This is a genomic window from Sphaerisporangium siamense, from assembly GCF_014205275.1.
GTDB lineage: Bacteria > Actinomycetota > Actinomycetes > Streptosporangiales > Streptosporangiaceae > Sphaerisporangium > Sphaerisporangium siamense.
The window spans coordinates 6,010,318-6,022,034 of record NZ_JACHND010000001.1 but is presented as its reverse complement, the minus strand read 5'-3'; the positions used below and the strand labels follow the sequence as shown (position 1 = coordinate 6,022,034).

The following is an 11,717-nucleotide window of genomic DNA, read 5'->3' as shown; positions in this document are numbered from 1 at the left end:
CGTCTCCGCGCCCGACAAGGAGCCACGGTGTCCCCCACAGCCCTCATGGTGCTCGGCTTCGGCCTGGTCGCCCTCATCTTCGGCGGCGTCGGAACCGCCCTGCTCATGTCCGCCCGCGACTTCCGCCGCATCGCCCACCGCGTGCCCGGCCACGTCGTACGGCTGCGCGCGAGCGACGGCGGCGACGGGACCGTCTACTACCCGACCGTCGGGTTCACCACCCTGCACGGCCGGTACGTCGAGGCCGAGACCCGCATCGGCAGCAACCCGCCCGCGGCACCGGTCGGCGGCCGGGTGACGGTGCTGTACGACCCCGAACGGCCGACCCGGGTCCGCCTGGAGGGCTTCTGGGCGGGCGGCAACGTCATCGGCGTCGTGTTCGCGGTCATCGGCGTCGTCTTCCTGGTGGTCTCGGCGGCCGTGGCCGCCTTCGGCCCCTGACCCCCACCGCCCGGCCCGGCTTCTCTCCGATCCTTACCGCCTCCTGACCATCCGGGTGATCTCGTTCATGATTCCTCCCAGGTAGTAGCGTCGGCTCATGCGACTAGGCGTCCTCGACATCGGTTCCAACACGGTGCATCTCTTGGTGGTGGATGCCCACCGGGGCGCGCAGCCGCTGCCGGCCTACTCCCACAAGGCCGAGATGCGGCTGGCCGAGCATCTGCACAACGGCGACACGCTGTCCGCCGACGGCGAGCGCGAGCTGCGCGGCTTCATCCGCGAGTCCCTGCGCATCGCCGAGGACAAGGGCGTCGAGGAGATCATCGCCTTCGCCACCTCGGCCGTGCGCGAGGCGTCCAACGGCGAGGAGGTCCTGCGCCGCCTGCGCGAGGCCACCGGCGTGGACCTGCAGGTGCTGTCCGGACAGGAGGAGGCCACGCTGACCTTCCTGGCCGTGCGGCGCTGGTTCGGCTGGTCCTCCGGCAGGCTGCTGGTGCTCGACATCGGCGGCGGCTCCCTGGAGATCGCCTCCGGCGCCGAGGAGGCGCCCGACGTCGCGGTCTCCCTGCCCCTCGGCGCGGGCCGCATGACCCGGCGCTGGTTCACCGGCGACCCCCCGCCCTCCGGCGAGGTGCGCGACATGCGCAGGCAGGTCCGCGCGCAGATCGGCAGCATCGTCGGTGACGTCGTCAAGTACGGCAGGGCCGACCACGCGGTGGCCACCTCCAAAACCTTCAAGCAGCTCGCCCGCATCGCCGGCGCCGCGCCCTCCGGCGAGGGCGCCTACGTCCGGCGCACGCTGTCCCACAAGAGCCTGTCCGCCTGGACCGAGAAGCTGGCCGGCATGACCGACGCCCAGCGCGCCGGGCTCCCCGGCGTCTCGGCCGGGCGCGCCCCGCAACTGCTCGCCGGCGCGGTCGTCGCCGACGCCACCATGGACCTGTTCGAGCTCACCCAGCTGGAGATCTGCCCGTGGGCGCTGCGCGAGGGAGTGATCCTGCGCCGCCTGGACGCCATGCCCGGCTCGTGAGCCGTCCGGCGTCGCTTGGGTAACGCCGCGCACCCCGCCCGCGTGTCGTCCCCGGGGAATCAGTAGTTTCACCTGGGTGGGGAGAAGTGTGAGCGTGCCCGCCCGGGGCACGTCTCCACGAATCACAACACAACAGGGAGGATCGGGCGATGATGGAGATCATCGGTACGGCCTGGACGGTGCTGGTCGTCCTGATTCTCGCGGGACTCGCCCTCATACTGATCGCCGTGGTGGCGCTGATCCTTCTGGCCCTGATGGCCTCGACCACCAGCCCCGAGCCCGACCTCGGCGCGGCGGCCCGGCGCGGGGAGCCTTCCACGGCGCCCACCCCCGCTCCGGTCGTGCCCGCGCCGCGTCCCCGTCCCCGTCCCGCAAGGGAACCACGGGAACGCGGAAACGGGCACGGGCTGATGGCGCGGGGCCGGGCCGTCGTCATGCGAAGGGAAGGCCACCCCGGAGTCCCGTGATGCCGGTCGTGCGCCCGCGCCGGGCCGCTCAGCGGAGCGGCGCGGCCTCGACGCGGTGATCGGCCAGGTGGGCCAGCACGGCCTGGTTGGCCTCCCACCCGTCGGGGAACTTCACCGGGACGTTCAACCGGACCGGCTCGGCGGAAGGATGGGCGTCGAGCAGCTCGGGGATCCCGGCGCGGGCGACGACCACGCACGCGTGCCTGTGACGTGAGGTGAGCACGCACAGCCGTCCCGACTCCAGATGGAAGGCCGTCGCGTCCCTGCGCCCCGACAGGGGATGCAGCACGATCGTCACGTCGTACTCGCGGCCCTGCAACCGGTTGGCCGTGTCCACGGTCACCCCCGGCGGGGGACCGGCCGCCAGGATCGCCGCCACCTGGTCGCGGTGCGCCGCCCCGATCGCGATCCGCTCGGCCGTCACCGGCCGCTCGCCCCGCTCCGACGCCGCCACCGGCGCCCGCTGCACCAGCCGCGTGGCCAGCACGGCGACCGCCTGGACGGCCTCGGCGTCGGTCCGCAGCGTGTGACGGCTCGGCAGCTCGTACAGGGCCCAGCCGCTCGCGGCGGCCTCCTCCAGCGCGCGGTCGTAGGCCGTGCGCATGCCGCCCGCGGTGAACGTCAGGCGGCGCTCGCCCGGCCCGGTGCCGGCGCGGAACCCCGTGAACGGGTAGAACGCCCGCGAGACGACCGGCGCGGCCGAGGCGGGCAGCCGCCAGGACACCGGCAGCCGGTGCACCGGCAGCCCGGGGTTGTGACGCAGCAGCACCGCCACCGCGCTCTGCAGCGGATCCCACGACAGGCCCGCCCAGCGGTCGCCGTCCACCACCGAGAACGGGTCGAGCTGGCCGGGATCGCCCACGAACAGGGCCCGCTCGAACATGCCCGCCACCCGCAGCAGCTTGTCCGAGCGCATCTGGTACGCCTCGTCCACGATCGCCCACGGCCAGACGCGGTCGCCCGCCCAGGCCCACTTGTCGGCGGTGGCGACCACCACATCCGGGTCGCCGAGGTCGGGCAGCTTGGTGCCCACGGCGGCCTTGCCCATCACCCGGGCGGGCACGACGTAGTCGGACGCCGACAGCCGCCCGAGCGCCAGCCGCGGGTGCTCCTCGGCCAGCCGGACGATCAGGTCGTCCACCTGCTCGTTGGTCTGCGCGATGATCATCAGAGGCTCGCCGGTCGCGGCGATGTGCCCCGCCGCGCGCACCACCAGCGTGGACTTGCCCGCGCCCGGCGGCGAGTCGACCACCACGCCGCGGTGCCGCGGCAGGTCGTCCAGCACGGCGTCCACGACCGCCGCCGCCTCCGCGCCCGGGGTGACGGGCCCGGCCGCCACGAGACGCCGGCTCACGACCACTCCTCCTGGTCGTCCTCGGCGCTCGGCGCGTACTCCGGCGGCGGGCCGCCGTGCGTCCACGGGGTGTCCTCGGGGGCGGGCAGGCTCGCGGGCGGCTGGAACTCCTCGCTCAGCGCGGCGTAGCACACCTTCTCGCCCACCTCCGGAACCGCGCCCGGGGTCGCGGTCTTCCCGCGCCCCATGCCTTTGACGATCTTCAACGTGACCAGCCCGTCCCCGGCCGCGACCACCTCGGCCTGCTGGCCGCGCCGGTCCGGCGTGCCGAGCTTCGCGCCCGCCGCCAGCCGCACCGGGTCCTGCGTCCACACCGTGATCAGCGGCCGCAGCTTGCGCCCCCTGCCCTCGCCCTCGGCGTGCGCCGGGTCGGACTCGGTCACCGTCCCCGTGAACGCCTCGCCGGTCAGGCGGTAGGACGCCATCACCAGCGGATCGTCGTAGGCCCGCTGGGCGTCGTAGGACGCCTGGGCGCGCTCCATGCGGGCGAGCCGGGACGCCGCGGCCACCGCGCCGTCGTGCCTCGGCTGCGGCGGGCCGTCCTCGGCGAGCTGCTCGGCGAACGCCGTGAACGCCCCCCGGTCGCCCTCCCAGCGCGTCACCGCGCCCCTGCTCTCCGGCAGCGCGCGCAGCAGCTCCACCGCCCGCCACATCAGCCGCCACGTCGGTTCGAGCTGTGTGCGCACCGCCTCGGCCACCCGCCCGGACGTCCGCGGGCCCGGCGCCTCCTCGTAGGCGCGGATCGCCGGCGCCAGCACCTCGGCGTCGAAACCCGGATCGGTCGCGGGCCCGGCGGGCGGCCACACCAGAGGATCCTCCGCCTCGCGCGCGGCGCGCGCCCCGCTCATGCCGGGCGGCGGGTCGATCCACGCCGCCAGCGACGCCAGGTTGGCGTCCTCCAGGGCGCTCTGCCCCGTCGCCCAGTGCAGCGACAGCGCCTCGGTGGCCGCCAGCAGCAGCGCCGACCCCGGGTGGCGCGCCCGCTGGGCGAAGAACGTCAGCCACCGCCCGAGGATCGGCACCGAGGGGTGGACGGCGTGCGGCCCCTCCGCGCGGCGGAACCGCGTCGAGCGGCCGAGAAGCTGCGTGAACGCCACCCCGCCGCGGTTCGGCACCAGGATCTGGGGCGCGTCGGCGCACCGCTCGTACGGCTCGGCGCCCCGCCGCTCCACCGTCTCGGTGTCCTTCTGCAGGCTCTCCACGTACGGCAGCACGATCTCGGCCAGCTCGGCGGCGAAGGCGAACCGCAGGTCGCGGTCACGGGGCTGCGGCACCACGAGCAGCCGCGGGTGGTCCGGATCGGTGCCCGCCATCGCCGCCAGCGGCGCGGCGGCCTCGCCCGCGAGCCGCAGCGGGATGAACACCATCGGCCGCTCCGACAGGTGGCAGTGCCGCACGGTGGCCAGCCGCTGCGCGGTGCCGGTGCGGACGGCCCGCAGGCGGGCCAGCGCGGCGAGCGTGCTCATCCCGCCTCCGCGTAGATCTCGGCGGACATGAGCGCGGCCAGGCGCAGCAGCCGGGCGATCTCCTCCTGGCCCTCGCCGGGCGGCAGCGAGCCGTCGGCCAGGCCCAGCGCCTCCTCCACGGTCGCCACCCCGCCGAGCGCGTCGCGGACCTGCCGTCCGAGCTGCTCGGTCGAGCCCGCGGCGGTGGCCTCGTCCCTGCAGAAGAAGCACAGGTCGCACGTCGACAGGCACTCGGGGGCGTACCGGGCGTCCACCGCGCCCACCGCGGCGCGCAGCTCGGCCACCGGGCGGGTCGGCGCGCCGTCGGCGTCGGGCGCGAGGTCGAAGGTGAGATCGTCCGGCAGGGAGTCGACGAGCGCGCCCACCTTGGTCATGCGCGAGAGCTGCCGGGTGAGCACGGCCAGCTCCCTGCGCACGTCCAGCAGCGTCGCGACCGGGCGGTTGGCGAAGTTCTCCGGGCACACCAGCACGACGTCGTGCGAGACCCGGGCCGGGTCGTGGCCGAGCTCCTCCAGCATCGTGCGCAGCGCCAGCACGTACACCGCGGCCTGGCGCGCCGCCGCGGCCACCTTGTCCGGCTCGGCCTGGCCGTCCACGACGGCGAACGACTTGATCTCCACGATGTGGAACCGGCCGGCCAGCCGGAAGGCCACCACGTCCGGCTCCAGGTAGGAGTGCCGTCCGGCGATCTCCAGCCGCAGCAGCGGGTGGTCGTACAGCGTGCCCGCGCCGTCGTCGTCGCGGGCCGCCCTGTCGATCAGCGCCCGGGTGTGGGCGTGCCGCAGGTGCGCCGACGGGTTGCCGCCGACGTCGCCCAGATCGGTGTAGGACGCCAGGGGGATCGGCAGGCCGAGCAGCTCGCGCAGCATCCGCAGCAGCTCCGCGCACCCGGCGTCCTTGACCAGCGACTCGAAGACGTTCCCCCGCGTGATCGCGAAGGGCGACTGGCCGAACGGCGCGGGAAACCCCAGATGCGTGGCGGTGGCGTCCTTGTCCACCCCGGCCGCGTCCAGCACCGCCCGCCGCGCACACCCAGGATTCGCGGCCAACGCCGCGATCCCCCGCGCATCATGCGCCCGCGCCGGCACAGCCCCCCGCAACCGATCGATCCGATCCACCTCACACCTCTCTCTGCCCTACAAACCCACACCCCGCCACTCCACCCCGCCCAGCTTTCCGCCACACCGCTCCAGGCCGTACCGGTCCGCGCCGTGAGGGTTCGTGCCGTGCCGGTCCCTGTCCTGCTGTGAGTCCAGGCCATGCTGCTCCGCGCTGTGCCGGTTCGTGTCGCGCAAGTTTGTACGGAACCGGTCTGTGTTCCGCGGGTTCGCGCGGTGCTGGGCCGCGACGTTCCGGTTCGCGTTCGGTGGGTTCGTGGCGTGAGGAGGTTGTCATGAGGCTTGCTCGCGGATTGGCCTCAGTGTTGTGCCGCCGAAGAGGCGTTCGGCGTCTGCCAGGCGGGCGCGGGCGCGGGCGGCGATCTCGGCGCGGGCCGCGGCGTCGGCCTCGGCGTGAAACCCCAGCTCGGCGCGGGCCGCCTTGACCACGAGCGCCGGGTCCGGGAAGGTACCCGGCCCTGCGGGCGGCACGCCGGGGACGTTGTGCGCGAGCCGCGCCAGCAGCCGTCCCGCCGCGGGGAGCGGTGGCTCGCCCGCCTCCTCCAGCCGGCCGACGTGCTCGGCGACACGGATGGCGGTGGTCAGGAAGTCGACGCGCGGGCTCAGCGGGCCGATCGCCCGCCGTTCCAGCGGCCAGGTGCTCACCGTGAGCAGCCCGCGCGAGGCCGACAATCGGTCGGTGAGCGCCGCGCACAGGTAGTAGGGCCGGGAGAACGGGGAGGATCGGAAGGAGCGCTCCTCGTCCCTGCGCAGGCTGGCGAGCTGCGTGCCCCGCAGTGAGCCCGCCCGTAGCGCCCCGTGCACGGCCACGATCATCTTCGCCGAGGCAGGGACGCCCAGCAGCGCCAGGGCCTGGTGGACCTGCTCGCGCACCGGCACCAGCGGCGCGTCCACCTCGCCGGCACCGGGTCCGAAACCGCCGCTGGGGCTGCCCCCGGGAGAGCCGGAATCGGCGCCGAGGTCGTCATGGGCCGCGCCGTCGGCCGCGAGCGCCTGGTCCCAGGCGCGCTCGGCCCCGCGCAGCTCCGCGCGCAGGGACCTGGCCAGCGCGGCGTCACGCGCACGCACGGCCCGCCGGACCTCCGCGCGCAGGACGGTGATCCGCTCCTCCAGCGCGTCCAGCCTTTCACTCACGCACGGAGAGTATCAATAGTTCCCACAAGTTCCAGACAATTCCAGCATTCACCCGCACCCGTGTCGTCCCACGCCATGTCGATCCCAGGTGCGCCGCCACTTCGCCAGGCACAGGCGACAACCGCATTCCATCGCGACCGCGCTTCGACACGACCGCACTTCCGCCTCGGCGGTCAGGTCAGAGACGACCGCACTGCGAGACGAGCACGCTTAGGGACGACCGGGGTTAGGAAAGAAGGTATTCCGGCGCTTCTCTGGTGCGATGGGTCTCTGGTTCGGTGCGCCTCTGATTTCGGCATACCTGTGGTTCGGCATCAACGGGGTGTCGTGCAGGGGCGTTGGTTTCCGTGGGTTGTCGTGGTGCGCGTTTCGGGTGGCAGGGCTCGTTTCTGGGCGCCTATGGCCGTCCGCCGGGTCCGGGAGTCAGGTCAAAGGGCGGAAGTAGGTTCCGGGGCGGTCGCGGCCCATTACTCCGCCGACGCAGCGGTAGACGCGGACGCCCTTCTCGAACGCCTCGGGGCTCGGCGGCAGTACCGAGACCATCCACTTGGCCGGGGGGATCTCCTTGGCGGCGCCGTACCGGGACTTGATCAGCACCTGCATCGAGCACAGCTTCTTGACCACGGGATGCGCTTCCAGGTCCTGCATGTCGTAGGTGATCGCGTCCATCGGCAGCGGGGCCACGGCGAAGGTCTCCCACGAGTGGACCTCCTCGCAGCCGCGCCGCTTGACCGTGACCGAGCCCGAGATCGAGACGATTCCGCCCCAGCACTCCGCCTCCTGGCCGCACGCGGCCTCGGCCCCGGCCACCGCCGCCGCGGGGCACCCGGCCGTGACCGTCCGCACGGTCCCGGGGGGAGGGCTCTCCGTGCCGCCGGTGCCGCCGTTCCCGCCCGTGGCCGCCGGCGTCGCGGACGGCGCGCCGGCCTCAGCCGTCGAGGTGACGGTCCCGGGCGTCCCGCGCTCGTGGATCACCAGGGCGGTGCCGATCACGAGCAGCAGGGCGAACACCCCGGCGACCGCGACGTACACGCCCGCGTTCGCGTTCTGCCGCGGCGCGGGCGGCCGCACGGTGGTCGCCGAGCGCGCCCCGGGCCCGGTCGGCGCGTCCCGGAGCCCCCGCCCGTGCTCGGGGCGTACGGGCCTGGAACCGTCGGACTGCCCCGGCCGCCGCGGACCGTCGTACGCCCCCTGCGCCGACTGCGAGGGCCGTGCCCCCGAGCGGGGTCCGGAGTGCGGCGCGGGACGGGGTGCCGCGTACGGCCCTGACTGGGCGGCGTACGGTCCTGATTGGCCCGCGTACGACCCTGGCTGGCCCGCGTACGACCCTGGCTGGGCCGCCTGCGGGCCGGAGGGGAACGCCGCGTGCGACGCCGGGTGGGGTGCCGGGCCGGACGCCGCGTGCGGCCCCGCGCCTGTTCCCGGGTAGGCCGAGGGACCCGGCGGGCCGGAGTGGGGCCCCGGGCCCGGGTGGTCGGAGAGGACCTCGGCGGGGACGGCCGCCAGCGCGTCGCGCAGCGCGGCGGCCGACGGGACCCGCTCGCGGACGTCGGAGGCCATGCCCGCGCGCAGCACGGCGGTCAGCTCCGGCGGGACCCCGGGGATCTCCGGGATCGGCCTGCGGTGCATCGCCATGATCATCGCCACGTTGACCACGCCGCTCTCGGGGAAGCGCGGGGGACGCCCGTTCAGCAGGGCGTACAGCGTGGCCGACAGCGAGTAGACGTCCCCGGCCGGGCTCGGCTCGGCCAGTTCGAACGCCTCCGGCGGCCCGAACGCCGGGGTCAGCGACTCGCGGGTCACCGACATGTCGCCGTCGGCGTGCCCGGTCGCCGCGAGCCCGAAGTCGGAGAGCGCCACCATGCCGTACCCGTTCACCAGGATGTTGGCCGGCTTCACGTCCCGGTGGAGCACCCCGGCGGCGTGGGCGGCGGCGAGCGCGTCGGCGATGCGCACCCCGATGTCGCGTACCTCGGCCGGGCTCAGCGGCCCGCGCGCGCGCAGCCGGTCGGCGAGCGACCCGCCGGGGCACAGCTCCAGCACCATGTACGGCCGTCCGTCGCCGAGCACGCCCGCGTCGTACACGTCGGCGACGTGCGGATGGCCCGACAGCGCCCCCGCCGAGCTGACCTCGCGGATGAAGCGCCGCCGGTCCCGCTCGGAGGCGAGGACGCGGTTGTCGATCTTCAGGGCGACCTCGCGGCGCACGGCGAGCTGCCGGGCCCGGTACACCACGCCGAACCCGCCCTGCCCGAGAATGCCCAGCACCTCGTATCCCGGCACCTCCGGCGCCCCAGGCTCGCTCACCCGCCACCTCTCTCCCGGCCCGCGAGCGCACCCTACCGGAACGATCTCCCCCTATCAGTGCATAGACCCCATTTCCCCAGTTGTTCGCGACGACGGAGGTGGGACGCGGAGGGGGAGAAGGGGCGTTCACCCCGGGAAAGCGGCACGCCCGGCGATCTCCTTGTGGGAGGCCGGGCGTGCCGGGGGCGGGAGAGAGGAATCAGTGGGAGCCGGTGAGTTCGACGGGGTGGACGCGCGGGTCGCCTTCGTCGGCGAAGTAGTCGGCGGGGCGGGTGGCGTCCTCGCCCTCGGGGGACCCGGCGGCGCGGGCGACGAGCGTGCCCGCCACGGCCACCACCAGGTTGACGATCAGGGCCAGGAACCCGGCGTAGACGGTGACCTTGGTGTCCAGGCCCAGCTTCGCCAGCGGGAAGGCCGAGCCGCCGAAGTGCGCGTGGTCGGTGGCCGGGTTGGCGATGTTGTAGAGCAGCACCATGCCCGTCGTCAGGCCCGCCGCCCATCCCGCGATCAGCCCGGCGCGGTGGAACCACCGCGTGTACAGGCCGAGCGCGACGGCGGGCAGCGTCTGCAGGATGATCACGCCGCCGATGAGCTGGAGGTCGATGGAGAACTGCGGGTCGATCAGCAGGATCACCAGCACCGCGCCGACCTTCACCACCAGCGAGGCGATCTTGCTGACCGCCGCCTCCTGCGCGTCGGTGGCGTCCCGCCTGATGTACTCCTTGTAGATGTTGCGGGTGAAGAGGTTGGCCGCCGCGATCGACATGATGGCCGCGGGCACCAGGGCGCCGATGCCGATGGCCGCGTAGGCGACGCCGGTGAACCAGTCGGGGAACATCGCGTCGAACAGTTGCGGCACCACCGTGTTCGGGTCGGCCTTGCCGCCGGAGGAGACCGGCTTCACCCCGGCCGCGATCGCCATGTAGCCGAGCAGCGCGATCAGGCCGAGGAGCAGGCTGTAGGCGGGCAGGGCCGACATGTTCCGCTTGATCACGCCCCGGTCGCGCGCGGCCAGCACGCCGGTCACGCTGTGCGGGTACAGGAACAGCGCCATCGCCGAGCCCAGCGCCAGTGTGACGTACTGGAGCTGATTGCCGGCGTTGAGCAGGTACCCGTCACCGGGCGCGGGGGTGGCCTCGAACTTGGCGCGGGCGGCGTCGAAGATCGACCCCCACCCGCCGAGCCGGGCCGGGATGTAGATGATCGCCACGAGGATCACCACGTAGATCAGCGTGTCCTTGACGAAGGCGATCAGCGCGGGCGCGCGCAGCCCCGACTGGTAGGTGTAGGCGGCGAGGATCGCGAACGCGATGATCAGCGGCAGCTCGCCGCCGATGCCCATCGACTTCAGCACCGCCTCGATCCCCACGAGCTGCAACGCGATGTACGGCATCGTCGCGACCAGCCCGGTGATCGCGACCGCCAGGGCCAGCGTCGGCGAGCCGAACCGGACCCGGACGAAGTCGGCGGGCGTGACCAGCCCGTGTACGTGCGACACCGACCAGAGGCGGATCACGACCAGGAAGATCAGCGGGTACGTGACGATCGTGTAGGGCAGGGCGAAGAAGCCCGTCGCCCCCGCGCCGAACATCAGGGCCGGGACCGCCACGAAGGTGTAGGCGGTGTAGAGGTCGCCGCCGACGAGGAACCAGGTGATCCACGTGCCGAACCTGCGCCCGCCGAGGCCCCATTCGTCCAGGCTCGCCAGGTCGCCGGGGCGACGCCAGCGGGCCGCGACGAAGCCCATGCCGCTGACCAGCAGGAACAGGACGGCGAAGACGATGATCTCGGTGAGGTTCTCGTTCATCGGCGGCCCTTCCGCCCGCCCATGCGGTAGACGACCGCGGTGGCCGCGACGCCCAGCGCGATGAACGCGAGCTGCAGCCAGTAGAACAGCGGGAAGCCCAGCAGGCGGGGCTCGTCCGCGTTGTAGAGCGGGGTGATCAAGGGGATCACGATGGGCGCGAGCAGCAGCCAGTTCCACGGGCTGCGGTCGCCCTTGGCCGGGGGCCGGCCGCCGGGTGGCGTGGTCAACTCACTCTCCTCCGCGAGAGAGAGGCGGCACCGGTCCTGGCGGGACCGGTGATCCGGTCGAGCCGAAGCGTAGTTTCGCGTGCGCGCCCGGGGCCGCCGCGATCGGTGAGCGGGCCTGTCGGCGCGACGAACGGGCGCCCACCCGCGTCCCCTGGACGTCGTCGCAGGTCAGGGGTGTGGAGGAATGCGCATCGTGGTCCGGAGCGCACGCTCGGCGACGACCCGGGCCCGGTCGGCGACCATGGGCCGTCCGGGTATTGACAAGCGGTCCTGACGCTGGGATAGCCCCTGTGATGGGGTCCGGGACGTCGTCCGCCGGGGGAGGGTGCGGAGGTCGGCTGGCATTACGGTACGTGGCCGCCGGAG

At 73.7% G+C, this 11,717-nt stretch carries 10 protein-coding genes; 3 read left to right on the top strand and 7 right to left on the bottom strand.

Annotated elements, in window-relative coordinates; genetic code table 11:
- Positions 1 to 27: 27 nt before the first annotated feature.
- The 3 genes from BJ982_RS27715 (at position 28) to BJ982_RS27705 (ending at position 1,938) form a co-directional block, all read left to right on the top strand.
- A complete protein-coding gene (locus BJ982_RS27715; protein WP_184884834.1) occupies positions 28 to 441 on the top strand; it encodes a DUF3592 domain-containing protein in 414 nt (137 codons plus the stop codon).
- Between the two features lie 97 nt (positions 442 to 538).
- On the top strand, positions 539 to 1,471 hold the full coding sequence (locus BJ982_RS27710; protein WP_184884832.1) for a Ppx/GppA family phosphatase: 933 nt from the start codon (positions 539 to 541) through the stop codon (positions 1,469 to 1,471).
- A 149-nt stretch (positions 1,472 to 1,620) separates the two neighbouring features.
- Positions 1,621 to 1,938, top strand: a complete 318-nt coding sequence (locus BJ982_RS27705) for a hypothetical protein (protein WP_184884830.1) — start codon at positions 1,621 to 1,623, stop codon at positions 1,936 to 1,938.
- A 28-nt stretch (positions 1,939 to 1,966) separates the two neighbouring features.
- Here the strand turns inward: BJ982_RS27705 and BJ982_RS27700 are convergent, their stop codons facing one another.
- The 7 genes from BJ982_RS27700 to BJ982_RS27670 form a co-directional block, all read right to left on the bottom strand.
- Positions 1,967 to 3,292 carry a DEAD/DEAH box helicase family protein gene (locus tag BJ982_RS27700; RefSeq protein ID WP_239122669.1) on the bottom strand — a complete coding sequence of 442 codons (1,326 nt, stop codon included), beginning with the start codon at positions 3,290 to 3,292 and terminating at the stop codon, positions 1,967 to 1,969.
- Positions 3,289 to 4,758 carry a hypothetical protein gene (locus BJ982_RS27695; protein WP_184884828.1) on the bottom strand — a complete coding sequence of 490 codons (1,470 nt, stop codon included), beginning with the start codon at positions 4,756 to 4,758 and terminating at the stop codon, positions 3,289 to 3,291. Before BJ982_RS27695 ends, BJ982_RS27700 begins: the two co-directional genes overlap by 4 nt.
- Complete coding sequence (locus BJ982_RS27690; RefSeq protein ID WP_239122668.1) at positions 4,755 to 5,807, bottom strand: hypothetical protein; 1,053 nt, start codon at positions 5,805 to 5,807, stop codon at positions 4,755 to 4,757. Before BJ982_RS27690 ends, BJ982_RS27695 begins: the two co-directional genes overlap by 4 nt.
- 342 nt (positions 5,808 to 6,149) lie before the next feature.
- On the bottom strand, positions 6,150 to 7,010 hold the full coding sequence (locus BJ982_RS27685) for a hypothetical protein (RefSeq protein WP_184884824.1): 861 nt from the start codon (positions 7,008 to 7,010) through the stop codon (positions 6,150 to 6,152).
- Positions 7,011 to 7,433: 423 nt separating this feature from the next.
- On the bottom strand, positions 7,434 to 9,317 hold the full coding sequence (locus BJ982_RS38650) for a serine/threonine-protein kinase (RefSeq protein WP_203958835.1): 1,884 nt from the start codon (positions 9,315 to 9,317) through the stop codon (positions 7,434 to 7,436).
- 199 nt (positions 9,318 to 9,516) lie between these two features.
- The gene (mctP, locus tag BJ982_RS27675) at positions 9,517 to 11,124 is read right to left on the bottom strand and encodes a monocarboxylate uptake permease MctP (RefSeq protein ID WP_184884822.1); all 1,608 of its coding nucleotides are present in this window, start codon (positions 11,122 to 11,124) and stop codon (positions 9,517 to 9,519) included.
- The gene (locus BJ982_RS27670; protein WP_184884819.1) at positions 11,121 to 11,351 is read right to left on the bottom strand and encodes a DUF3311 domain-containing protein; all 231 of its coding nucleotides are present in this window, start codon (positions 11,349 to 11,351) and stop codon (positions 11,121 to 11,123) included. The genes mctP and BJ982_RS27670 overlap by 4 nt, the downstream gene beginning before the upstream one ends.
- Positions 11,352 to 11,717 lie beyond the last annotated feature (366 nt).